General features: G+C 65.5%; 19 protein-coding genes and 1 pseudogene. 12 read left to right on the forward strand and 8 right to left on the reverse strand.

The features are described from left to right. Window positions 1–64: 64 nt before the first annotated feature. The gene (locus tag NH448_RS06270) at window positions 65–2,200 is read right to left on the reverse strand and encodes a TonB-dependent receptor (RefSeq protein WP_253028547.1); all 2,136 of its coding nucleotides are present in this window, start codon (window positions 2,198–2,200) and stop codon (window positions 65–67) included. Window positions 2,201–2,724: 524 nt separating this feature from the next. Here NH448_RS06270 and NH448_RS06275 point away from each other — a divergent pair. The 5 genes from NH448_RS06275 (at window position 2,725) to NH448_RS06295 (ending at window position 9,303) form a co-directional block, all read left to right on the forward strand. Continuing rightward, window positions 2,725–3,639, forward strand: a complete 915-nt coding sequence (locus NH448_RS06275; RefSeq protein WP_366077664.1) for an ABC transporter ATP-binding protein — start codon at window positions 2,725–2,727, stop codon at window positions 3,637–3,639. Continuing rightward, window positions 3,636–4,661, forward strand: coding sequence for a sucrase ferredoxin (locus NH448_RS06280; RefSeq protein WP_253028548.1), 1,026 nt, complete (start codon window positions 3,636–3,638; stop codon window positions 4,659–4,661). Before NH448_RS06275 ends, NH448_RS06280 begins: the two co-directional genes overlap by 4 nt. A 74-nt stretch (window positions 4,662–4,735) precedes the next feature. Further along, window positions 4,736–5,608 carry a siderophore-iron reductase FhuF gene (fhuF, locus tag NH448_RS06285; protein ID WP_253028549.1) on the forward strand — a complete coding sequence of 291 codons (873 nt, stop codon included), beginning with the start codon at window positions 4,736–4,738 and terminating at the stop codon, window positions 5,606–5,608. Window positions 5,609–5,610: 2 nt separating this feature from the next. Next, complete coding sequence (locus tag NH448_RS06290) at window positions 5,611–6,633, forward strand: AraC family transcriptional regulator (protein ID WP_253028550.1); 1,023 nt, start codon at window positions 5,611–5,613, stop codon at window positions 6,631–6,633. Window positions 6,634–7,305: 672 nt separating this feature from the next. Then, window positions 7,306–9,303, forward strand: a complete 1,998-nt coding sequence (locus NH448_RS06295; protein WP_253028560.1) for a TonB-dependent siderophore receptor — start codon at window positions 7,306–7,308, stop codon at window positions 9,301–9,303. 132 nt (window positions 9,304–9,435) lie between these two features. Here NH448_RS06295 and NH448_RS06300 read toward each other — a convergent pair whose 3' ends face one another. Genes NH448_RS06300 through NH448_RS06310 form a run of 3 tightly spaced genes read right to left on the reverse strand, consistent with a single transcriptional unit; the run spans window position 9,436 to window position 11,869 of the window. Next, complete coding sequence (locus NH448_RS06300) at window positions 9,436–10,401, reverse strand: biotin-dependent carboxyltransferase family protein (protein ID WP_253028551.1); 966 nt, start codon at window positions 10,399–10,401, stop codon at window positions 9,436–9,438. Then, the gene (pxpB, locus tag NH448_RS06305; protein WP_108132500.1) at window positions 10,398–11,120 is read right to left on the reverse strand and encodes a 5-oxoprolinase subunit PxpB; all 723 of its coding nucleotides are present in this window, start codon (window positions 11,118–11,120) and stop codon (window positions 10,398–10,400) included. Before pxpB ends, NH448_RS06300 begins: the two co-directional genes overlap by 4 nt. Further along, on the reverse strand, window positions 11,117–11,869 hold the full coding sequence (locus tag NH448_RS06310) for a 5-oxoprolinase subunit PxpA (RefSeq protein WP_253028552.1): 753 nt from the start codon (window positions 11,867–11,869) through the stop codon (window positions 11,117–11,119). Before NH448_RS06310 ends, pxpB begins: the two co-directional genes overlap by 4 nt. Window positions 11,870–12,183: 314 nt before the next feature. Here NH448_RS06310 and NH448_RS06315 point away from each other — a divergent pair, with 314 nt between their 5' ends. From NH448_RS06315 to NH448_RS06330, 4 genes are all read left to right on the forward strand, one after another. Then, window positions 12,184–12,621, forward strand: coding sequence for a VOC family protein (locus NH448_RS06315; RefSeq protein ID WP_045992313.1), 438 nt, complete (start codon window positions 12,184–12,186; stop codon window positions 12,619–12,621). 128 nt (window positions 12,622–12,749) lie between these two features. Next, a complete protein-coding gene (locus NH448_RS06320) occupies window positions 12,750–13,745 on the forward strand; it encodes a TRAP transporter substrate-binding protein (protein WP_253028561.1) in 996 nt (331 codons plus the stop codon). Between the two features lie 156 nt (window positions 13,746–13,901). Continuing rightward, a complete protein-coding gene (locus NH448_RS06325) occupies window positions 13,902–14,459 on the forward strand; it encodes a TRAP transporter small permease (protein ID WP_045992315.1) in 558 nt (185 codons plus the stop codon). Between the two features lie 54 nt (window positions 14,460–14,513). Continuing rightward, the gene (locus NH448_RS06330; RefSeq protein WP_045992316.1) at window positions 14,514–15,818 is read left to right on the forward strand and encodes a TRAP transporter large permease subunit; all 1,305 of its coding nucleotides are present in this window, start codon (window positions 14,514–14,516) and stop codon (window positions 15,816–15,818) included. Between the two features lie 21 nt (window positions 15,819–15,839). On the opposite strand, the gene NH448_RS06335 is transcribed toward NH448_RS06330, so the two are convergent. The 4 genes and pseudogenes from NH448_RS06335 to NH448_RS06350 all read right to left on the reverse strand — a co-directional run bounded on the left by NH448_RS06335 (window position 15,840) and on the right by NH448_RS06350 (window position 20,902). Continuing rightward, complete coding sequence (locus NH448_RS06335; protein WP_253028553.1) at window positions 15,840–16,826, reverse strand: hypothetical protein; 987 nt, start codon at window positions 16,824–16,826, stop codon at window positions 15,840–15,842. Continuing rightward, entirely contained in the window at window positions 16,823–17,827 is a 1,005-nt protein-coding gene (locus tag NH448_RS06340) for an MBL fold metallo-hydrolase (protein WP_253028554.1), read from the reverse strand. Before NH448_RS06340 ends, NH448_RS06335 begins: the two co-directional genes overlap by 4 nt. Window positions 17,828–18,237: 410 nt before the next feature. Beyond that, a pseudogene (locus NH448_RS06345) lies at window positions 18,238–20,132 on the reverse strand (ABC transporter ATP-binding protein). Between the two features lie 158 nt (window positions 20,133–20,290). Continuing rightward, entirely contained in the window at window positions 20,291–20,902 is a 612-nt protein-coding gene (locus tag NH448_RS06350) for a superoxide dismutase (RefSeq protein ID WP_045992322.1), read from the reverse strand. Between the two features lie 391 nt (window positions 20,903–21,293). On the opposite strand from NH448_RS06350, the gene NH448_RS06355 reads away from it, so the two are divergent. The 3 genes from NH448_RS06355 to NH448_RS06365 all read left to right on the forward strand — a co-directional run. Further along, window positions 21,294–22,061 (forward strand): ATP-binding cassette domain-containing protein, encoded by a 768-nt coding sequence (locus tag NH448_RS06355; RefSeq protein ID WP_045992323.1) that lies wholly within the window; start codon window positions 21,294–21,296, stop codon window positions 22,059–22,061. Window positions 22,062–22,168: 107 nt separating this feature from the next. Continuing rightward, a complete protein-coding gene (locus NH448_RS06360; protein ID WP_239452531.1) occupies window positions 22,169–23,143 on the forward strand; it encodes an iron-siderophore ABC transporter substrate-binding protein in 975 nt (324 codons plus the stop codon). Next, window positions 23,130–24,094: iron chelate uptake ABC transporter family permease subunit (locus NH448_RS06365; protein WP_253028555.1), on the forward strand; the 965-nt coding region annotated here is incomplete at its 3' end. The genes NH448_RS06360 and NH448_RS06365, both read left to right, overlap by 14 nt.

Here is a 24,094-nt window from a genome sequence, read left to right on the forward strand (position 1 = left end):
CAGCCGACTAGCGGCGCTTACGAAAAGTAGCGCTTTCCAGCCGTAGTGCTTACAAACGCGGCCTTTAGAAGTCGACGCTATACCCTACCGTCAGGGTACGACCACGACCGGCGAAGTAACGGTCGTCGTTGACCAGCGCGCTCTGGGAGTAGTAGGTGATGTAGTCCTCGTCGAGCAGGTTGGACACGCCCACATTCAGCTTGCCGGTAGGCAGTTGGTAGCCCACCGCAGCGTCCACCAGCAGATAGCCGTCGAACTCGCGATCGTCCTCGTCATAGGTCTCATCGAACGAGTAGTTGGCCTGGAGGAAGGTGGACACCTTGTCGGTCCAGTTGGCGGACCAGCTACCGATCAGACGATCCGGCGAGACATCGAGGCCGGACAGTTCGGCATCGAGGTCGCCATCGTCGTCGCTGTCATACAGCCCGGTCATGTGGGAGTAGGCCAGGCGACCGGAGTGGCGCTCGGTAAAGGCGTAGTCCACCGAGGCCTCGATACCGGTGATCTGGGTCTCCTGGCGGTTCATGATGAAGACGCCGTCTTCTTCGGTCAGGCGGCTGCCGAAGTCGGAGGTGGACTCGTAGTAGCTCAGCTCTGCCGACAGGCGATCCCCTTCGAAGCGCACGCCGGTCTCGACGTTTTCGGTCACGATGGGACGCAGGTTGTCGATGCTGTCGACGGACTGTCCCGGGGTATCGATGCCGCGCAGCGCACGACCAACATCAGGGATCGAGAAGCCTTCGGAGTAGTTGGCGAACAGGCTGACGCGATCGACCGGCTTCCACACCGCGCCGACGTTGTAGAGCGTCTCGTCGAAGTCGGGATTGCCGCCCTCGACGTCGACGCCATTGTTGGCCCACACCGTCTGATAGTCATCGATATCCAGCTCGGCGTACTCGTAGCGCACCCCGGCGGACAGCAGCAACGAGTCGATCGGCTGCAGTTCGGCCTGGAAGAACGGCGACAGGTCGGTGTAATCGGTGGGCGGCACGTAGGTGCGGTTGCTCTGATACAGGTACTGCTCGGTCTCGTCGAACAGCGTATCGAAGCCACCGGTCAGCTTGAGCCGGTCATTCCACAGGTCGTCCTTGGTCAGCGAGACCTTGGTGCCGAACTTCTCGGTCTTGGCCGAGCTCTGGTCGTAGTAGGTGCCTACCGGCGCCAGCGAAGGATCCTGGAAGCTGCTGGAGTCGGTGGCGCCGAACAACGCCTCGTAGTCCTGATAGTAGGCCTGGGCGCTAAGGTGCATGCCGGCCAGGTCGTAGTTCTCGTAGCTCAGACCAGTGGTCCAGACCTCGTTGAAGGGGGCGTCGCCCTCGGGGGTGCCACGCACGGAGGTGGTCGGAATGCCGGCGTCGCGATCGCCGGTCACGCTGACGTAGTCGTTGTGACCTTCGATGTCGTAGTGATTGAGGGTGAACTGGATGCGCTGGTCATCGTCGATCCAGTAGGCGATCTTGCCGAGCAGGTCATAGCTGCGCGAGTCCATCAGGTCGCCCTGGGTGTTGTCGACACCGACCGGGTCGTCCTTGGCGTCGAGGTACAGCCCCTGGTCCTCGTAGCTCAGACCAAACAGATAGTCGACGTTGCCCTTGTTGCCGCTGAAGCCGTAGTCGGTCTTGTAGCTCAGGGTGTCCTCGTCCAGCTCGCTGGTCGGGGTGGTCATCTGCACGCCGAAGTGCTGATTGAAGGAACCCGGCTCCGGACGCTTGGTGATGATGTTGATCACCCCGCCGGCTGCGCCGACGCCGTTGGTGGCGTTGGCGCCCTGGATCACCTCGATCTGCTCCACCTGGGAGAAATCGATGGTGTGGGCCTCACGACCGGTCGGACGCAGCGGATTCGACTGGGGAATGCCGTCGATCAGAAACAGCGGTGTGCGGCCCCTCAGGGTCTCGCCGCTGCCGGTCATCTTCTGGCGGTTGGGCGAGTAGGACGGCAGCAGGTTGCTCAGAATCTGGGAGGAGTCGGTGGTCACGTCCAGCTGCTGGGCGATCTCCTCCTCGCTGATGATGCGCACGGTCTGCGGCGAATCTTCCGCGGTGGTATTGGTCCGCGAGGCGGTCACCACCATGGTCGGGGCCTCGTCGGCACGGGCGCCGTTCGAGGAAGAGGTATCGACGGAGGTCTGCGCCGCGACCTGCTGTGCGGCCACCAGGCCAAGCAGTGAAACGGTGGGCCAGAGAGCATGACGTTTCATGTCGTGCATCGTTCCTTTTGCTAAATCGAATGATCGCGCAAACGCTGACTCGAGGTCTGGCGAGTCCCTCACGCCAGGACGTTGCTCTCGGACGTCGTCCCTGCCCCGTGCTGCCGCTCCCGGCGAGCGGTGGCGATGCGATTCGCCACCTTCCCGAACGGCCGCACCTTACCGAAGCCTCGATGCCGCATTGCGTCGTTTATTGCCATCTCACATACAAATGAGAACGATTATCCTAATTAATCGCTTTCCTGATGTCCACGAAATGCGAACCATTCGTTCGGCATAAGCTAACAACACACTGTGCTAAAACGCCGCGCGCCATGCCGACAAACCGCGCCGATACGGGCCTGGCCGGATTGAAAATGAGAATTTTTTGTCATACCGTGCTGCTGCCACACACCCCAGGCGGGCCTTGCATGACCTCATCTCAGCCTTCTTTGCCGACCACACCCTCGTCCAGCGCGGCCCCCCGACACCGGTCCGATGCATCGTCAGGCGTGTCGTCAGACGGATCGTCTGACGTGCCGTCCGATGGATCGACGGCGGCGTCCGCGCTCGGCCACCCGTTGGCGGGACATTCTCTCAAGGTCGGCTACGAGGAACGGCTGGTACTGGACGGGGTGGATATCGCGGTGGCGCCAGGCAAGCTGACGGTGCTGCTCGGTCCCAACGGTAGCGGCAAGTCGACCCTGCTGAAGACCCTGGCACGCACCTTGAAGCCCCAGGGCGGCCAGGTGCTGCTCGACGGTCAGGATATTCACCGTCGCTCCACCCGCGAGGTCGCCCAGCATCTGGGACTGCTGCCCCAGGGGCCGACGGCACCGGAGGGGCTGAGCGTGCGCCAGCTGGTGGCAATGGGACGCTTTCCCCACCAGCGCCTGTGGCAACGCGATGCCCGTCGCGACGCTGAGGTGGTCAAGCAGGCGATGGCCTACACCCGGGTCACCGAGTTCGCCGAACGCCACGTCGACACCCTGTCCGGTGGACAGCGCCAGCGCTGCTGGATCGCCATGGTGCTGGCCCAGCAGACCGACCTGATCCTGCTCGATGAGCCCACCACCTTTCTTGACCTCAAGGTCCAGGTGGACCTGCTGGAGTTGCTCTCGGGACTGGCCCACGACCAGGGGCGCACCCTGCTTTTGGTGCTGCACGACCTCAACCTGGCCGCCGCCTACGCCGACGAGCTGGTGATGATGCGCGACGGCCGCATCCTCACCAGCGGCGCACCGCGAGAGGTGTTCACCGCCGACAATCTGAAGCGCGTCTTCGACCTCGACGCCCACGTCATGGTCGACCCTGAAAGCGGCAAGCCGCTGTGCGTACCTTTGCTGGGGCGCCGTGAATCGCAGACGGCGCAGCAGAGACCAACCGCCGAGTCGTCTTCGACGCACACTCAGGCAAGGCATCCTTCGACAACGTCAGGGCCGAGGCCATGAGCCACGTCTTCTGCACCGACCTGTCTCGCGAAGCGGGGGATCCGCTGCCCGGCAGCGGCGCCCACGCCGAGCGCAACCTCTTGATCAGCTGGCCCCGGGCCAGGTGGCAGCGCAACCTGCGCCACGCCAGCGACATGCCCCCCGAGCTGGCAGCGCAACTCGACGCCCTGGCCGCCAGCGGTCGTCGGGTCAATCTGATCCATCGTCGTGATCAGCCTGCCGAGGTCCACGAGGTGATCCTGATGCCGGAGCGTCGGCGTCTTCAGCTAGACCGCAGCGCGCTGGTGGCCTTTGTCGAGGCGCTGGCCGCGGGCGAGGATCTCGAGCGCTGGCCGTCCACACCGCAGCACCACGACCTGGTGCTGTGCTGCACCCACGGCAAGAAGGACAAGTGCTGCGCGCGCTACGGCTATCGCAGCTACAAGGCGCTGGCCCGCGCCGTGGAGGAACATCGCCTGCCCTTCGACGTGTGGGAGAGCAGCCACCTGGGCGGTTGCCGCTTCGCCGCGAGCATCATCCTGCTGTCACCGGTGCGCAAATACGGGCGTATCGAGCCCGACCAGGCGTTGCCCATGCTGCAAGCCGAGGCGCAGGGGCGGCGCTTCCTGCCTGGCTATCGTGGAGCCTCCCACCTGACCCCGGCCCAGCAGTGCGCCGAGGTCGCCGCGCTCCAGTGGCTGGCCAGGGACTCGGCCCTGCCCTGCGTCGAACTGGCGCTGGTCGAGGACAACGCCCTGGACCCGCAAGAGATGCCCGGCCAGCACACATACAACGACAGCGACAACGACGGCGACAACGAACTGCAATACCGCCGCCAGATCTGGCGCTGGCGCCAGTCCGGCGAGGGCGATGGCAAAGGCAAGGTCGGGGACGCGAGCGGTGAGCTGGTCGTCCATTGCCATACCCTCACGCTTGCACGGGTCGACATGTGCTCGGATATCGACCAGGGGCCCAGCCCCAGCCAGGTCTGGCGGGCCGCCAGCATTCAATCGATCGACGCCGGCTATCGGCAATATTCTTGATAACAATTCGCATTTAATTTATGGTGTCCACCGTTGGTCTTATGACCTCAAGCCTCCGGCCTGCAGGACACCCCATGACATCAGCGCTGCCTCGTCTGTATTGCGGTCCCCTGGAACACCTTGCCGTACCCACCGTCGCGGCCGAGCTACCCGACGACGCCATGCCTGCCGAGCGTCTGCTCGAACCTGGCGTGCTGGACGAATTGCTCGAGCGCTTCGCCGCCCAGTACCAGGGCGATGACCTCAAGGCGGTGGCCTCGCTCTGGTCCAAGTGGCATTTCAGCGCGATGGCCGCCCATACCCTGGCCTCCAACCTGCTGCTGGAGCGCGACCTGCCGGTAGCGCTGGATCAGATGGGCCTGTATCTCAGCGACAGCGGCCAGACGATTGGCATCGCCCTGCCCCACGAAGGCACCCCGCTGGGGTCACTCGACGCCTTCGAGCGCTTCGAACGCCTGCTGCAGGGGCATGTGGCACCGCTGGTCGACATGCTGGGCTGCGTCTCCGGGGCCTCTCCCAAGGTGTTCTGGAGCAACTTCGGCAACTACTTCGAGTACTTTGCCAAGGCTGCCGTGCACCACCCCATGGCCTCACCTGGGCTCGGCGACGAGGCGCTGCGCCTGATCGACCACCGGGTCTACCCGGATGGCCGGCGCAATCCCCTGTTCATGCCGGTGCGCTACCTGCCCGACGAACACGGCGAGACCCAGCGCACACGGCGGCTATGTTGCCTGCGCTATCGACTCGAGGACTTCGGCTGCTGCGGCAACTGCCCGCTGGACGATGCCGCCGTTGCCAGGGCGAGCAGCAAGACCAGCAACACGACCAGCAACAAGACCGGCAACAAGGTCAGACAGCCCAGGACCACAGCGATGCCCCAGAGCACAGGGGCAGTGGTGCAGACCTTCCCCTCCCGCGGCGACGCCCGCCGCCTGGTCGCAAGCTGAAGATGAGCGCTGCAAGCCACGCGCAAGCCTGCGAGTCGAGTGGCGCTCAGCCTCGCTCGCGCCCGCTGGCCGGGGCCGCCGCGGGACTTGGTGATACCCGGGTCATCCGCGCGCGGGACTTTCTTCGCTTCGGCCAGCGCCATGGCATCGACTACCGCTTCGACGGCGCCCGCTTCCCGGCGGTGGCCCACCACCTGGAAATTCTTAGAGGCCGCGTCATCGAGGAAGAGGTACGCAGCGGCTGGCATCTGACCTTTTCCGATGTCGAGGTGCTCAAGCCCTACGACTCCTGCTCCACCATGGCCTCGCCGCTGTTCGTGTGCGTGGTGATGGAAGGCGCCATCGTGGTCGACACCGGAGGACGGCGGCAGCGGCTCACCGCCGGCAGCGCACTGAGCGCCCGGCTCGCCGATCAGGTTTCCCTGCGCGTGCATCAGGATGAGGGGCAGCGGTTGCGCACCCTGAACCTGTCGCTGGACCAGGCCGCGATCGCCTCGTTGAGCCAGCGCCCGGACATCACCGAACTGCTCGACGCCCCGCGTCCTCATCTGCACATCTGGCCACTGCCGGGCTATCTGGCGCCGATGCTCGAACAGGCGGTCATGCCGCAGCCTTCCCCCGGCCAGCGCCAGCTATTGATGGAGGCCATCGGCCTGCAACTGCTGGCCCACGGCCTGCGACATCCCGGCCCGCGCCAGCGCGGTGACCTGCCCCTGCCGGAGCGCCAGCGGCTGGAGCGGATCCGCCAGCGGCTGCACGACTTTCCCGCCGAGTCCTACTGCCTCGAGCAGCTGGCGGCGATGGCGTCCATGAGCGCCTCGGGCCTGCGCGCCAAGTTCCAGCGCCTGTTCGGCGTTTCGGTCTTCGACTACCTGCGAGAACGCAGACTGACCCTGGCCCACGAGCTGCTGGCGCAGGGCGCCAGCGTGCAGCAGGCCGCTTTCGAGAGCGGCTACAGCCACGCCTCCAACTTCTCTACCGCCTTTCGGCGGCGCTTCGGGGTCTCACCCCGCGACGTTGGCTAGACGCTTCCAGGACCTTCGCCCTTCGCCCTTCGCCCTTCGCCCAGCCCCCCTGGGCACCTCTCCCCCCGAGACCTCAACTGGACACAGTACACCGCAACGGCACCCAGCCGTCGGGCGGTGCTTCGTCGGTGACTGGATCCACTACATCAGCTAGGGCTTGTCTGAAAAGTGCCTGCGCTCGGTAATACGGCGTTAAAAATCGGATCAACATGCTCATTTACACCCCGTAAACTGCGCTTTCTCACCGATTTTTGCCTTGTCTAACCTTCGCTCGTCGACTTTTCGGACAGCGCCTAGCACTCGCTACGCCGATCGCACTTGGCTACTGAGGTTTCATTATCGGCGCAGGTCCTGTCACCACGCATAAGGTTCTTGGCGCCGCGCATAAACAGGCCCACTCGCAAAATGTAATAATTCGCATTACCGAAACATGACCGCTTTGTTCAGGTGCCTACCCCGCGGCGCCTTTCCCTGCTCCCAATGGTAAGCGACAACATGCGTATCACCTCGACCCTGCCCTTCGCGCTGACGTCTTTCGCCCTGAAACCTTTCGCCTTGAAGGCTGGCCCGGCGCTGCTGGCGGCCAGCGTGTCCTCCGCCGCGCTGGCCCAGACCACCCTCAGTGAAGATGCCGCCAATGCCGGCACCTCCGCCGATACCGAGCTGGGCACCATGACGGTCACCGGCCAGGCCGCCACCAAGACCGATACGCCCTTCCTCGAGACGCCCCAGGCCACTTCTACGGTCAGCGCCGAGCAGATCGAGCGACGTGGTGCCCAGACGGTGCAGCGGGCGCTGGACTACACCCCCGGGGTCTATACCAACCAGCTAGGGTCGTCCAACCGCTACGACTATCTGGTACTGCGGGGCTTCTCCGACGGCAGCCTGAGCAATACCTTCCTCGACGGCCTCAAGCTGATGGGCGACACCAACAGCTTCAGCTCGCTGAAGGTCGACCCCTGGATGCTCGAAAGCATCGAGGTGGTAAAGGGACCGGCCTCGGTGCTCTATGGTCGCGCCTCCCCTGGCGGCCTGGTCGCGCTGACCAGCAAGCGCCCTGAGTTCAGCGACAGCCCCACCGGCGAGGTGCAGGTCGGCTTCGGCAACAATGACCAGCAGCGCGCCGCCTTCGATGTCACCGGCAGTGTCGACGAAGGCCAGCGTGCCGCCTTCCGCCTGACCGGCATCGCCCGCTCCTCGGATACCCAGTTCGATCAAGCCGAAGAAGAAAGCTACGCCATCGCGCCGTCGCTGACCTGGGACATCACCGACGCCACCACCCTCAACCTCAACGCCTACGTCTCGCGTGAGCCCGAGGGCGGCTATCACGCCGGTCTGCCCTACGACGGCACGGTGACCAGCCATGCCGGCGGGCATATCGACAACACCTTCTTCGAGGGCGAGGACGACTACGACAACTTCGAGCGCGACCAAACCCTGCTGGGCTATGAGCTGGAGCACCGTTTCGGCAACGGCATCACCGCTCGCCAGAAGCTCAAGTATCTGGAATCCGACGTCGAGATGGATCAGGTCTACGCCTACGGCTGGGCCAACGACACCGAGCTCAACCGCTACTACTCCGGCGCCGACGAGGATCTCGAGGCCTGGACCGTGGACAACCAGCTCGAAGCCAACTTTTCCACCGGCGGCTTCGAGCACCGGGTGCTGACCGGGTTCGATTACCAGACCCGCGAGAACGACGTGGTCTGGTCCGGGGGCACCTTCCCCAACATCGACGCCTTCAACCCGAGCTACGGTGCTGGCCCCATCGGCGATATCGTCGTGACCACCCGCGAGAAGCACGAACTCGACCAGACCGGCGTCTATCTGCAGGACCAGATCAGCTGGGATCGCTGGCACCTGACCCTGGGTGGCCGCTACGACTGGGTCGACATCGAGAACACCAACCTCGATAGCGGCGACAGCTCGGATCTCGACGAAACCCAGTTCAGCGGCCGCGCTGGCCTGCTCTACGCCTTCGACAACGGCGTCTCGCCCTACGCCAGCTACTCGACCGCCTTCACCCCGACCAGCTTCGTCGATGCCTCCGGCGATCTGCTCGAGCCGATGGAGGGCGAGCAGGTGGAAACCGGGCTCAAGTACCAGCCGTTGGGTACTCGGGACCAGTACTCCATCGCCCTGTTCCATATCACCCAGGAAAACGTGGCCACCAAGGAGCAGCCCACCGATCCGTATCGCGCCGTGGGCGAGATCGAATCCCAGGGGATCGAGCTTGAGGCGCGCACTCAGCTCACCGAGGCACTGAGCCTCCAGGCCGGCTACGCCTACACCGACATCACCTACGCCGAAAGCGATGCCCCCAGCGAGGAAGGCAACGACGCCATCTACTCGCCCAAGCACATCGCCTCGGTGTGGGGCTACTACGACTTCCTCAAGGGACCGCTGGCCGGGCTCAACACCGGCCTCGGGGTGCGCTACCACGCCGATATCCAGGCCGACCGCGACAACACCAAGTCGGTCCCGGACTACACCCTGGTCGACGCCACCCTGGGCTATGACTTCAGCCAGGTGGGGCTGACCAACGTCAGCGGCCGCCTCAACGTCAGCAACCTGCTGGACGAGGACTACGTGGCCTCCTGCAACTCGCTCGAATTCTGCTACTTCGGCGCCGAGCGCAGCGTCAGCGCTACCCTGAGCTATCGTTTCTAGCCACTGACCCAAATGAAGGAAAAGCGCCCCGTCCATGAACGGGGCGCTTTGCGTTTCGGCCCGACCGCTATCCTCGCCTGCTGCTGCATCGGAATCCGCTGCAAGGCCTTGTTGGAGGGCAGCCCACCGCCCCTACTCCCAACGGGCAAGCTGCCTCAGATGGTCATCGCGGGCACGCTCCGGCGACTCCGGCACCAGGCGCACCTCGGTGCCAGGCAGGCACTGGGCCAGGCGGGCGCAGGCCAGCGGGGTCAGCGCCCCCAGGCGCGGGTAGCCGCCGATGGTCTGGCGGTCGTTCATCAGAATGATCGGCTGGCCGTCCGGCGGTACCTGCACCGCCCCCAGCGGAATGCCTTCCGACACCATACCGCTCATGCTGCCCTCAAGCTGTGGCCCGGTCAGGCGAATCCCCATGCGATCGGCGCGCTGATCCAGCGTCCAGACGTCATTGAAGGCGCGATACAGGCTGGTGCCCGAGAAGCTCGCGATCTGGGCCCCGGGCACCAGCGACAGCGCCAGTGGCCCGTCGCTTGCCGTGACCAGAGCCCCCTGCTCTCGATCAGCGTCCCGCTGCCCCTTGTCGGCGTCCCGCCGTGGCAGGCGACGATCGCCGCCCGAGGGCCGATCCTGCTTTGGCGTCAGCACGTCGCCCTGGGCCAGCGGCTTGCCGAAACCGTCGAGGCCACCGAGCCCTTCTCGCACGGTGCTCGTGACGCTGCCCATGATGGCGCTCGCCTCGACCCCGCCCGGCAGTGCCAGATAGGTGCGCAGGCCACTTTTCGGCCGCTCGAACACCAGCCGCTGACCACGCTTGAGCGTTACCGGCTCCGCCAGAGCCAGGGGTTCGCCGTCCAGGGTCGCGCCCAGGTCGGCACCGGCCAGCGCCACGCTCACGTCGGCCTCGACCACCAGCGCAAGGCCGCCCACCATGATCTCGATGCCGGGGGCGTCCGGGGCGTTACCCAGCAGCCAGTTGGCCCAGCCCAGCGCCACCCAATCCATGGCACCGCCCTGGGTCACGCCCAGATGGCGCACACCCTGACGACCACCATCGACCACCAGCGCCAGGGGACCTGCGCGTTCCACCTTGAGACTCATGCGCCGCTCTCCTCGGCCGGGGGTTGGGGAGTGGTGTCGCCACCCTGCGCCTCGAAGGTGGCGCGGTCGATGGCCACAAAGCGCACGCGATCGCCGGGCTTGAACAGGGTGTAACCCTCGCGCTCGCGATCGAACAGCCGGGTGGCGGTGCGTCCGATCAGGTTCCAGCCGCCAGGCGACGGCGCCGGGTAGACGGCGGTCTGGCGATCGGCGATGCCGACGCTGCCCGCGGCGACCTTCTGGCGCGGTGTCTTGAGTCGAGGCGTGGCCAGGGCGTCCTCGACCAGTCCCATGAAGCCGTAGCCGGGGGCAAATCCCAGCGCGAACACGCTGTAGTCGTGGGCGCAGTGGCGTTCGATGACCTGGTCGGCGGTGATGCCTGCGCGCTGAGCGATCAGCTCAAGCTCAGGGCCGACGCTTGCGTCATACCACACCGGGATCTCGTGCAGGCTACCGTCCTCCGTCGCCCGGGGCGAAAGGTTCGCCAAGGCCTCGCCGAGGCGCGCTCGAGCCTCGCCAAGCGACAGCCTGCGGATATCGAGCTGCACCAGTACCGTGGTGTAGGACGGCACCACCTCCAGGGCATCCTCGCCCAGCCGCTCGCGGATGGCGTCCACCGCCGCCAGCACCCAGGGCATATGCGACTCGTCGATGGCGTCGAACAGCCGCACGATCAGACTGTCGAAGGCCACTGTCTCAAGGCGTGGGCTCGGCGTCATGCCCCCTCCAGCTGGTCGAAGGCCTCGCGGATGGCGCGCACCGCCGCCACTGAACTCTCGTTGTCGCCGTGCACGCACAGGGTATCGGCGGGAAGGACCAGTTTGGTGCCGTCGCGGGCGGTCAGCGCCTCGCCCCGGGCCAGGGTCACCGCCTGGCCGACGATGGTGTCCTCATCGTGATGCACCGCGTCTGGCTCACGCCGGGACACCAGCCGACCTTCGCCGTCATAGGCACGGTCAGCGAACACCTCAAACCACAGGCTGACGCCCTCCTCCTCGGCCAGCGCCCTCACTGCGGCGGTGTCGGCGGTGGACATCACCAACAGCGGCAGGCTCTCGTCATAGGCCTTGACCGCGCGCATGGTGGCGCGCAGCAATTCCATATTGGTGGCCATGTCGTTATAGAGCGCGCCGTGGGGCTTGACGTAGCCGAGCCTGGTGCCCTCGGCACGACAGACGCCGTCGAGGGCACCGATCTGGTAGAGCAGCAGATTCTCGGCTTCGCTCGCGGACACCGCCAGGCTGCGCCGGCCAAAACCCACCAGGTCGGGATAGCCGGGGTGGGCGCCGACCAGCACGTCATTGGCCACGGCGTAGCCTACGGTGCGTCGCATCACGTCAGGGTCGCCGGCGTGGAAGCCACAGGCGATATTGGCGCAGTCGATATAGGGCATCACGTCGGCGTCACGGCCCATCTTCCAGGCACCAAAGCTCTCGCCAACGTCGCAGTTGAGTCGGGGTATCGGCATGGGGGCAGCCTCTGTTGTCGACGTCCTTTGGTGAACCTTTGCCAATGGACGTCAGGTGGTTAACGAACCTGTTATTGTCGTCTTCCGCTGTCTTCTGTCGCCATCGTGGCGTCCAGCGCGCGCTCCGAGCGCTTTCCTTCGAGCCCTTTCGTGGATGCTTCGATCGCGTTGCCGGGGCGCCACACAATCTCCTCTTGTCAGTTGAATCTAACGCCCGAGTCGATTCCCGACAAATTCGGCAAGAAGATTGACGCCACGATCCTCCCCGGCCAAGAATCAGTGATATACCCCTTCACCCACTCCGGAGTTTCCCCATGGCCGTCAGCGATCCCTTCCATCTTGCCATTCAGGTCCGTGATATCGACGAGGCCCGCGAGTTCTATGGCAACTTTCTCGGCTGCCCCGAAGGCCGCAGCTCCGAGTCCTGGGTCGACTTCGACCTCTACGGCCATCAGTTCGTCTGCCACCTGAACCCCGGTCTCAAGGACGCCGCCGACGCTGCCCACAAGAACCCGGTGGACGGCCACGGTGTGCCGGTGCCGCACTTCGGCGTGGTACTGGAAATGGACGCCTGGGAGGCCCTGGCCGAGAAGCTCAAGTCCCATGGCGTCAAGTTCGAGATCGAACCCTACATCCGCTTCAAGGGCGAGCCCGGCGAGCAGGCCACCATGTTCTTCAAGGACCCGTCCGGCAACGCCCTGGAGTTCAAGGCGTTCAAGGATCGCGAAAGCCAGCTGTTCAAGAAGGCCTGAGAGCCCAGCGGCATCGGCAAGGTGGCTTGATCTTCAACGCCATCCTGCCCGATGCTGCATAGTCAGACTGATACCTCCATCACGACACGTCGTTTTCACCGCCACGTTTCTACAACAACAAGGTAGGCATCATGACTCGATACTCCTCCCTGGGGCTGGCCGTTGCCGTGGCCACACTCTCCACCGCCACTGCGGTCAGCAGCGCCCAGGCCGCCGAATGGAATCTGGCGACGCCCTACGGGGATGCCAGCTTCCACACCGAGAACACCAAGCAGTTCGCCGAAGACGTGCGCGAAGCCACCGATGGCGAGCTCGACATCACCGTGCACTCCGGCGGTTCGCTGATCAGCCACGGCGAGATCAAGCCGTCGGTGCGCCGTGGTACCGTCCAGGCCGGCGAGATCTTCATGTCGATCCTGTCCAACGAGTCGCCGGTGTTCGAACTGGACACCCTGCCGGGGCTCGCCGGCAGCTACGACGAGGCCTGGGAGCTGTGGCAGGCGAGCAAGCCGGTGATCGAGGAGCTGTTCGCCGAGCAGGGCATGAAGCCGCTGTACGCGGTGCCCTGGCCGTCACAGGGTATCTACACCGACTTCGAGTTGAATGACCCCGCCCAGTTCGAGGGGCTCAGAGTACGTGCGCCCAACATCAATACCCAGCGCCTGACCGAGAACCTCGGCGGCCTGCCCACCGAGACCGAGGAATCGGACATCCCCACCGCCTTCTCCACCGGCCGGGTCGACGCCATGATCACCTCGGTGTCCACCGGCGAGTCGATGGCGGCCTGGGACTATGTCTCCCACTTCTCCGACGCCAACCTATGGATTCCGAAGAACATCATCTTCGTCAATCAGAAGGCCTTCGATCGCCTGGATGAGGCGACCCAGCAAGCGCTGATGGAAGCGGCGGCCGAGGCCGAAGAGCGCGGCTGGGAGGCCAGCAAGGCCGATATGGAAGGCAGCGCCCAGGCCCTGGAGGAAAACGCCATCACCATTGGCGAGCCCAACGAGGCGGTGGCCGGAGCCCTTTCCGAGGCCGGCGACAAGCTCTTCCAGGACTGGGAGAGCCGCGCCGATGACCGGGCCAAGGCGCTGATCGAGGACTACCGCGCCAACACCGAATAGCGCTCGGGACGAGCGGTGAGGGACTTCCTCGCCGCTCGTTCGTTGTCCCGTTCACGGCCTGTCTTTCGCAACACGCCACGTCGCGACGCCGTGCAAGAAAGGTGCGGTCAACGACTCACGGACAACGTATCGCTCCACTGACGCCAAGGATCGCCCATGAAGTTTCGCCTGATGCCGCTTTACCGCCTTGGTGGGCTGGGTGCGGCCGCCTCCATGGTCGCCATCTGCGGCCTGATCACCATCCAGGTGCTGTTTCGCCTGCTGGATGCCCTGCTGGTGCTGTTCGGCGGCGCGCGTCTTGGCCTCGAGATCACCGGGGTGTCGGAACTGGCGTCCTTCCTGCTGGTGGGCGCGACCTTTCTCGGCATGGCCTACACCTTCAGCCACCACGCCCACATCCGCATGTCGCTGGTGATCCAGCGCCTGCCGGCGGCGGTGCGCGCCTTCACCGAACTGTTCTGCCTGGCGGTGGCTTCGGCGCTCAACGCGCTGTTGTGCGTATCGCTGTGGCAACTGATGCACGAGAGCCTCGAGTTCGACGACGTCTCCTCGGGACTGCTCGCCGTTCCGCTGTGGATTCCCCAGCTGGCGTTGCTGGTCGGCATGGCGCTGATGAGCCTGGCCCTGGCCGAAGCGCTGATCGACACCGCCAGACAGGCGCTGACGGCGCCGCGCCGTTTCGAGGCCCCGGACGAGGAGCCCAGCCATGACTGACCCGAGGATTCCTGTTCGCCTGCTGCGCATGTCTCGCCAGGAGGGCTTGCCGAGATGCTGACGATCAGTCTGGTCACCCTGCTGGCGCTGGCGGTGCTGCTCGGCAGCGGCGTGTGGATCGCCTACGCCCTGCTCGGCACCGGCTTTATCGTGCTGACGCTGTTCTTTCCGCTGGAGCCCGGCCCGATCCTGGCCTCGGACTTCTGGGGCGCCAGCTACGGCTGGGACCTGACCGCGCTACCGATGTTCGTGTGGATGGGCGAGATCCTGTTTCGCTCGGGGCTCGCCAACAACATGTTCCAGGCGCTGTCGCCCTGGCTCGGGCGTATTCCCGGACGTCTGTTGCATTCCAACATCATCGGCAGCGGGCTGTTTGCCGCGGTCTGCGGCTCCTCGGCGGCGACCTGCGCCACCGTCGGCAAGATGACCCTGCCGGAGCTTGAAAAGCGCGGCTACGACAACGATCTGGCCATCGGTACCCTGGCCAGCGCCTCGACCCTGGGGCTGTTGATTCCGCCGTCGATCATGATGATCGTCTACGGCGTGGTCACCGAACAGTCGATCTCTCGCCTGTTCATCGCCGGCGTCGGGCCGGGACTGATGCTGCTCGGTCTGTTCATGACCTACGTGATCGGCTGGTCGCTGCTGGTGGGCAATCGTCGTGGCGCGGTGGGCAAGCGCGACAGCGACATGCCGCTGCGCCAGAAGCTGTCGGGAAGCCTGCAACTGCTGCCGCTGCTGGCACTGATCGGCGGCATCCTCGGCAGCATCTACGGCGGGCTTGCCTCGCCTACCGAGGCCGCCGCCTCGGGGGTCGTGCTGTCGATGCTGATCGCTCGAGCCAACGGCCACTTCAACAGCACTATCTTCAAAGACGCCCTGTTCGCCGCGGTGCGCACCTCCTGCATGATCGCCTTCATCATCGCCGGGGCCTCGTTTCTGTCCTCGGCCATGAGCTTCACCCAGCTGCCCATGGACCTGGCCGAGAAGATCGGCGCCATGGGTCTGTCACCGGCCTGGCTGCTGGTGGTGCTGACCCTGTTCTTGCTGGTGCTGGGCTGCTTTCTCGACGGTATCTCGCTGATCCTGCTGGTGACCTCGATCATCATGCCGGTGATCGAGACCGCCGGCTTCGATCTGATCTGGTTCGGCATCTACCTGGTCATCGTGGTCGAGATGTCGCAGATCACCCCGCCGGTGGGCTTCAACCTGTTCGTGATCCAGGGCCTGACCGGGCGTGACATCATGTCGATCACCCGCGCCACGCTACCCTTCTTCCTGCTGATGATCGTGGCCATCGTGCTGATGAGCCTGTTCCCGGGCATCGCCACCTATCTGCCCCAGGCGATGAGCGGCTGAGGCCTACGACTGCCCTACCCATCAGGCCTGGTGGCGCTGCCTGAGCGTCTCGATCACCTCTCCCAGACGACGCCTGGCCTCGCCGTCTGGCTGCTCGGCGACCAGATCATCCAGCACCTGGACCACGTCGGCATCACGGCGAGCCCGCGCCGCCTTGCCAGTCTTGTCGCCCGCGTCATTTGCCAGCAAGGCGCAGATCACCCGGTCCAGGGTGCCGAACAGAAAATCGATGCTGTAGCCGGCGAGAAAGCCCAGGGCGGCGCCGCTCAGCGCCACCTGTGCGCCCTGATCGGTGGGAATCTGGGAGACGAACAACACGATGGCGCCACCGGAGAGCGTGCCCAGCACGATGCGATTGACATGCTCGCCGATCCGCGCGGGATCGAAGGTGCGACTGTACAGCCGGGTCGCGGTCACCCGCAGCACAAAGGCGAAGGCCCCGAGGGCACCATAAAGAAAGGGCTCGGTGTGGCGAAGTCCCTCGTAGATAAAGTCGAGCGCGGTATTCCAGTGGGTCCAGTCGAGCCCAGAGGACGGCCGGCCCGTATCGATGGCGTACATCAGCACGTTGGAGCCGATCACCGCCATCACCACCGCCCCGGTCCACCACCAAAGGCGAATCAAGTACTTGCCGGTGCGGCTGTCGCGCATTCGACCATCGCTGTCCGGGCGCGTGGCCGCCAGGGTACGTGGCGAGATACCTGGGTAGAGCCGAGACAGCCGCCGGTAGCAATCCACCACGCCGGCCAGTTCTTCGGTGGTCAACAGCTCCTTGCGATCGGTCTTTTCCTTGGCCACGAAGTAGGCGGTCAGGTCGATCTCCGGCGGGTAACCTTCGAACTCCTGGGCGTAGTCCAGCAGCGCCGTGGTGTCGTCGAGCAACTTGCGGATACGCTCTCCGCAGCCGTCTTCACTGCCGTTGCCGTTAACATTGTCACTATCGCTGCCGCCGTCGGCATCATCGTCCCTGCGATCGCGACGAGGCCCCTCCTGCTCTGAACTGCTCATCGACAGTGTCCTCCCTCGCTTGCCTGGGTGCGCTCGTCCACCACACAGATCAGGCCGTTGATGGTGTAGCTCTCGCCATCGGTGTGAACGACGATGTGGCGATTCTCGACGTAGGCCCCCAGGTAGCTTCCACCTTCGCCCTGGCGCGTCTGGAACAGCAGCGGTGCCGGGCTGAGCTTGGCCAGGCGATCCAGCGGAGCCTGACGCGGCAGGCGATAGCGCAGGTTCACTCCGCCATCGCCGACGCTGAGCACGGCCACCTCGGGTCTCAGCGTCTGCACAAAAGTGTCGCTGGTGCTGGTGTCGGAACCGTGGTGATTCAGCTTGAGCACGTCGACGTTGCCCACCTGGGCGGCGACGAAGGCTTCCATGGGTACGCTGCGAGCGCCGCCGCCGGTGAGGTCGCCGCCGGTGAAGTAGCGAAAGCGCCCGTGCTCGATGATCAGTGCCACGCTGCGGGCGTTTTCACGCCGTGGATGAAGTGACTGCTCACCGACCTCGCAGAAACCGATATCCCCGGCCAGGTGCCTGCCGCCGGCAGCGGCCACCTGGATACGGGTGTCGGCGCCCAGTCGCAGCTGGGGATGATCGGGACGACAGTCGGGGATAAGCTCGACCAGCCGCGCCCCCACGGCCCGGGCCGCCGCCAGGTACTCGCCGTACTGGGTGTCGCGGCCGGTGGGAGACAGCACCTCGGGCTTGATACCGGGTCGCTCCAGCACCGTCTCGACGGCGACGCCCGCCTCGATGAGTTCATCGAAGCCACCGATATGGTCGGCGTCATAGTGGCTGGCGAGAAAATAGTCGAGTCGATCGATCCCCAGTGCGATCAGGGCCGGCGCCACCACCCTGCGGCCATCACCGCGATTTCCCGCATCGATCAACAGACTCTGACCGCTGCCGGTATCCACTACCAGGGTGGCGTCACCCATGCCCACGTCGAGGTGCAGGATGCGCAGGTCGGCGAGGGCCGGTGTCGTTGCCAGGCAACCCAGCAGCATAGCGGCCCGGACCAGGGCACTCGGACGCCAAGCCGCCAGTAAACAAGCCGCCTGTAAACAAGACGCCGACACTCGCAAGGCCCGCATCGCCAAGGCAGGTGCAGCTATGCCCGGTACAACAAAGCCCGGTACGACAAAGCCCGGTACGACAAAGCCCGGCAGCAGACGATGGAACGCCCGGCGACGGACTCCGCCCCCGAGCAGTACGCAGCTCATCCTTCACGCCTCATGCAGCATAGGAAGTTACTACTTACTTACCCTAGACTGCACAGACGGCGCTGGCGAGCCGTATCCTCCACACCGGAACCGGTTCCGGGGCCGATCCCGGGGCCTGTTCATGGGCCGGCACCGGGCCCGCGGCCAAGCCCCGCGCATCGCGACAGGTCAGGGCGACAGGTCAGTGCGCCAGGTCAGGGCGACGTGGCTGCCACCGTCGCCGCCTCGCCGGTCTGCACCTGCCACTGGGCTGCGTAGCGCCCGCCCCGGGCGATCAACTCGGCGTGATCTCCACGCTCGACCACCTGCCCCCGCTCCATCACCACGATCTGGTCGGCGTGGACGATGGTCGAAAGCCGGTGGGCGATCATGATCACGGTACGCTCACCGCCGATACGCGACAGCGAGCGCTGAATCGCCGCCTCGGTCTCGTTGTCCACCGCACTGGTGGCCTCATCCAGCACCAGCACCGGGGGATCCTTGAGCAGCGCCCGGGCCAGCGACAGGCGCTGGCGCTGCCCGCCGGACAGGCGCACGCCGCGCTCGCCGACACGGGTATCGAGGCCGTCCGGCAGACGCTCGATGAACTCCCAGGCTTCGGCGGTGCGTGCCGCTGCGATGACCTCCTCATCACTGGCCTCGGGACGAGCGTAGGCGATGTTGTCACGCACGCTGCCCTCGAACAGGTAGACGTCCTGGCTGACCAGGCCGATGGCGTCGCGCAGCGCTCCCTGGCGAAGCTCCGCCACCGGGACGGCGTCGAGCTCGACCCGCCCCTGGTCGGGGTCGTGAAAGCGCAACAGCAGCTTGATCAGGGTCGACTTGCCGGAGCCGGTGGGCCCGACCAGCGCCAGGGTGCTGCCAGCGGGTACCGCCAGCTCCACGGCGTCGATGCCGGCGCCGCTGCCCGGGTAGTGAAAGCTCACTTCTGAAAAGCGCACCTCGCCACGCACCGGCGTCTCTAGCTCACGGCGTCCATCGTCACGCACCCGGATCGGGGTAGCGATTAGATCGAGGATACGCCGGGTGCTGGCCATGGCCCGCTCGAACAGGTCGATGACCTGGGCCAGTCCGGTCAGCGGCCACAGCAGCCGCTGGGTCAGGAACACCAGCACGCCGTAGGCGCCGACGTTGAGCTCACCGGACAGCGCCTGCATGCCGCCGACAATGAAGGTGGCCAGAAACCCGGTGAGGATCGCCATGCGGATCACCGGAATAAAGGCCGAACTGATACGAATGGCACGGCTGTTGGCGTCCACGTAGGCCTCGCTGTCGGCCTTCAGCCGAGCCGCCTCGCGGGCCTCTGCGGTAAAGCTCTTGATGGTGGCCATACCCTGAATATTGTTGGACAGCCGGCTGGACAGCACCCCGACCTTCTCACGCACGTCGGCATAGAGGGGACCGGCCTTGCGCTGAAACACGAAGGCACCCCACAGGATCAGCGGCACCGGGGTAAAGGCCAAAAGCGCGATCAGCGGCGACAGCACGAAGAACACCGCCCCCACCGCCACCACGGTGACGGCGACCTGGATCAGCGAGTTGGCACCGCCGTCGAGGAAGCGCTCGAGCTGATTGACGTCGTCGTTCATGGTGGCGACCAGCTCACCGGACGAGCGAGACTCGAAGAAGCCCATGTCCAGGCGCTGCACGTGCTCGTAGGCGTCCTGGCGCAGGTCGGCCTCATGGTGGCGACCAGCTCACCGGACGAGCGAGACTCGAAGAAGCCCATGTCCAGGCGCTGCACGTGCTCGTAGGCGTCCTGGCGCAGGTCGGCCTGCAGGCGCTGGGCAAGGTTGCGCCACAGGATCTGATAGAGGTACTCGAACAGCGACTCGCCGGCCCAGATAAAGAAGGTCAGCACCCCCAGCACAATGATCTGGGAGCTGGCCGAGACGAAGCCGAGCCCCGCCACGAAGCTCTGCTCCTGGTTGACCACCACGTCGATGGCCACCCCGATCAGGATCTCGGGGGCGATATCAAACAGCTTGTTGATCATCGAACACAGGGTGGCGGCGACGATCCGTCGACGATAACCGCGGGCGTAGCGCAACAGGCGCCCTAGTGCCTGCAGGCTGGATGAGCGGGACACGGCGTAAACTCCTTGTTGTCGCACCACAAGGGCGACGACCAATCCAGACGGCGCCCCGACCGGGGCACCAATGAAAAGCGCCGCGGCCCTGGGGGCCGCGGCGCGGGTCTTGCGCTAGCACGGATGACGTCGAGACATCGACGTCAGGCCGGCTTCGCTCAGGCAGTGGCGGCCTGGTAGCGACGCTCGACTTCGTCCCAGTCCACCACGTTGAAGAAGGCGGCGATGTAGTCGGGACGCTTGTTCTGGTACTTCAGGTAGTAGGCGTGCTCCCACACGTCCAGACCCAGCACCGGGGTGTTGCCGTGCATCAGCGGGCTGTCCTGGTTCAGGGTGTTTTCCACCACCAGGGCACCGTCCGGAGTGACGGAGAGCCAGGCCCAGCCAGAGCCGAAGCGGCCCAGCGCGGCCTTGGTGAAGGCATCCTTGAAGGCGTCAAAGCCGCCCAGTTCCTTCTCGATGGCCTCACCGACCTTGCCCTTGGGGTCGCCACCACCGTTCGGGGACATCACGGTCCAGAACAGCGAGTGGTTGGAGTGGCCGCCGCCGTTGTTGATGACCGGCTGGCGCTTGTCTTCCGGCAGACGCTCCAGGTTGGAGATCAGCTCGTCGACCGGCAGGTCCTCGAGACCGGTGCCTTCCAGGGCGCCGTTGAGGTTGGTGACGTAGGTGTTGTGGTGACGAGAATGGTGGATCTCCATGGTCAGCGCATCAATGGAGGGTTCCAGTGCGTCGTAGGCGTAGGGCAGTTCCGGCAGAGTATGTGCCATGGTGATACCTCCTTCCTTGTCGAAATTGGGCTGGGTTCAGTGGGGATAATCGTATCCCACTCACCAGCTTACGTCATCGTGGGCCTCATACTATAGGCAAGACGCGTTCTTCTCGCTAGCGTGCTCCACGCCAAACGCATTGCCCGCCTGGCGGTGTCGGCATCCCTGCCGCCGTTGAAGAGGCCCGATGTCGTGGACCACAGGGTGTCATCCTTTACGCCCCTTCTACAAGGGTTGATCAATAGTCTTTCAGCGCAACGCCTCCCTGACGTGCATCATTGACAATAACAAACAAATTGATAACCATTCCTATCCATTGTCTTTCCTGCCCGGTCGCTCGGACCAGCCAGCCCAAGCCACCCTGCCCCAGTCACCCAGCGGAGCCGTCTTCATGTTCGATCTTCAGTCCGCTTCCTTCGCGATCCCGGGCAAGACCCTGCTGTCGCCGACCAGCCTGAGCTTCGATGCCGGCCGGGTCCACGGACTGATCGGCCACAACGGCTCCGGCAAGTCGACCCTGCTCAAGCTGATGGCTCAGCAGCAGCCGGCCAGCGAGGGGCGCATCCTGTTCAACGGCCAGCCGCTCGAGGCCTGGGGGCGCCGCGCCTTCGCCCGTGAAGTGGCCTATCTGCCGCAACACCTCCCCAGTGCCGAAAGCCTGACCTGTCGCGAGCTGATCGCCTTTGGTCGTTACCCCTGGAAGGGGCTCCTGGGTCGCTCGCGGCGCGACGATCACGAACACGTGGCCCGAGCCATGGCGCTGACCCACACCGAGGGCTTTGCCGATCGCCTGGTGGACACCCTGTCCGGCGGCGAACGTACCCGGGTGTGGCTGGCCATGCTGCTGGCCCAGGGCAGCCGCCTGCTGCTGCTCGACGAGCCACTGGCGGCGCTGGATATCGCCCATCAGGTGGAAGTGATGACCCTGGTACGCAAGCTGTCGCGGGAGCTCGACCTGGGCGTGGTCATCGTGTTGCACGACATCAACATGGCCTCACGCTTCTGTGATCGCCTGGTCGCCCTGCACAGCGGCCGCGTCATCGCCGAAGGCGACCCGCAGACGCTGATGACCGGCGACCTGCTCGAGGACATCTACGGCGTGCCGATGCAGGTGATGCCCCATCCCTCCGGCGAACACGCGGTGGCGCTGGTGCAATGAGGTTGTCCTTGAATGTCCGCCGTGCTCTGACTGTCCGCCCTTCTCTGGTGTCCCTGGCTTACCTGCGCTTGCGTTCCGGCCTTTTTCGCTCGGGTGGCTACCATAGCTTGGCGTGGCTGGCGCTGTCGGCCTGGCTGCTGACGTCTCCGGCCAGTGCCACGCCGCGTATCGCCAGCCTGGACTGGACCCTGGCCGAGACGCTGATCGCACTTGACGCACCACCGGTGGCGCTGGCCCAGGTCGACGACTACGAAAGCTGGGTGGGGCTCGAGGCGCCGCCAGGTGCCACCGACATCGGCCTGCGTACCCAGCCGAACCTGGAACTGCTGTCCGAACTCGACCCCGACGCCATCGTGATCTCGCCGATGTTCGCCAACCTGGCGCCGCGGCTTTCATCGATCGCCGAGGTCAAGCAGCTCGCCATGTACAGCGGCGAGGGCACCTTCTGGTCGCAGTCGCTGGCACTGACCCGACATCTCGGCGAACTGGTGGATCGCCAGAACGCCGCCGAGGCGCTGATCGAGGAGACCGAGGCCTACATCGCGGACATCGCCGCTCGGCTGCCCGAGGACACCCGCCCGCTGTTGCTGCTCCAGTTCATGGATGAACGCCACGTGCGCCTGTTCGGTGAGCACAGCCTCTACCAGGCGGTGCTGACGCGCATGGGCCTGACCAACGCCTGGCAGGGCACCACCAACGCCTGGGGCTTCAGCCTGATCGGCATCGAACAGCTGGCCAACTATCCCGAGGCCCGCATCGTGGTGGTCGAACCCTATATCGCCGGGGTCCGCGAGGCGCTGGCCGACAGTGGCCTGTGGCGCCATCTGGGCAGCGTCCAGCGCGACGACGTCGTCACCCTGCCACCGGTGTGGAGCTTCGGTGCCCTGCCCTCGGCCAGGCGCTTTGCCACCCTGCTGGGCGACGCCCTCTCCAGCAACATGCCAGATACCCGCGCTCCCGATACCCACACTCCCGACACCAGCGCTTCCGATACCAGCGCTCTCGACACCAGCGCCCTCGACATCAACGAACAGGCCACCACACCGGATCAGGCACAAGGAAATACCGATGCTCGCCGCTGAATCCCGCGCCCGCCGTACCACTGCGCTGGGCATCACCGGCCTGGTGCTGGCGGTGGCCTGCATGCTGGCCGCCTTCTACTCCCTGGCCGAGCTGGGCGGCCCCCTGGCGGCGCTTGCTGCCCTGACCGATTCGGGGGCGCTCGGCGCCAATGAACCGCCAGACCCGGAGTCGCTGGTGCTGCACTATAGCTGGTGGCCGCGCCTGGTGATGTCGCTGAGCGCCGGCGGCGCCCTGGGGCTGGCCGGGGTGCTGATGCAGCAGGTGTTGCGCAATCCACTGGCCGCCCCCACCACCCTGGGGGTGGCCAGCGGTGCCAACCTGGCACTGATGGTCGCCACCCTGATGGCGCCTGGCCTGCTGGTGCTGGGCCGCGAGTGGGTGGCGCTGGCCGGCGGAGGCCTGGCCATGGGGCTGGTGTTCGCCCTCGGCTGGCGCCGTGGCCTGTCACCCGGCGTCGTGGTACTCGGCGGCCTGGTGGTCAACCTCTACTTCGGCGCCCTGGCGGTGGTGCTGTTGCTGTTCAACCAGGAGGCGCTCAAGGGCGTGCTGGTGTGGGGCGCCGGCTCACTGGCCCAGAACGGCTGGGACGGCGTGCTTTACCTGTTGCCACGTCTGGTGATCGCCGGCGCTCTTGCCATCTGGCTGCTGCGCCCGCTGGCGCTGCTGGAGCTGGACGATGCCAGCGCACGCAGCCTCGGCGTCTCGCTCAAATGGCTGCGCCTGGGCGGGCTGGGTCTCGCGGTCTTCATCACCGGCTGTGTGGTGGCGGTGGTCGGCATCATCGGCTTTATCGGCCTGGCGGCGCCCAATATCGCGCGCATGGCCGGTGCCCGGCGTCTGCCGGCGCGGCTGGGCTGGTCGATCGCGTTCGGCGCGCTGCTGCTGGCGATCACCGACCTGGTCCTCCAGGGCGGCGTCGACGCCCTGCCTACCCTGCTGCCCACCGGGGC

The sequence above is a fragment of the Halomonas sp. OfavH-34-E genome, assembly GCF_024124525.1.
GTDB lineage: Bacteria > Pseudomonadota > Gammaproteobacteria > Pseudomonadales > Halomonadaceae > Halomonas > Halomonas litopenaei.